The organism is Chryseobacterium phosphatilyticum (assembly GCF_002899825.2).
Lineage (GTDB): Bacteria > Bacteroidota > Bacteroidia > Flavobacteriales > Weeksellaceae > Chryseobacterium > Chryseobacterium phosphatilyticum.
Map to the genome: position 1 here is coordinate 1 of NZ_PPED02000120.1, position 440 is coordinate 440.

General features: G+C 52.5%; 1 rRNA gene. It reads left to right on the top strand.

Annotated features, from left to right (window positions below):
• Window positions 1–440 (top strand): 16S ribosomal RNA (locus tag C1631_RS23765); the annotation flags it as partial.

Genomic DNA, 440 nt, shown 5'->3' on the forward strand with positions numbered 1-440 from the left:
CCTACGGGTGGCAGCAGTGGGGAATATTGCACAATGGGGGAAACCCTGATGCAGCGACGCCGCGTGGAGGAAGAAGGTCTTCGGATTGTAAACTCCTGTTGTTGAGGAAGATAATGACGGTACTCAACAAGGAAGTGACGGCTAACTACGTGCCAGCAGCCGCGGTAAAACGTAGGTCACAAGCGTTGTCCGGAATTACTGGGTGTAAAGGGAGCGCAGGCGGGAAGACAAGTTGGAAGTGAAATCTATGGGCTCAACCCATAAACTGCTTTCAAAACTGTTTTTCTTGAGTAGTGCAGAGGTAGGCGGAATTCCCGGTGTAGCGGTGGAATGCGTAGATATCGGGAGGAACACCAGTGGCGAAGGCGGCCTACTGGGCACCAACTGACGCTGAGGCTCGAAAGTGTGGGTAGCAAACAGGATTAGATACCCTAGTAGTC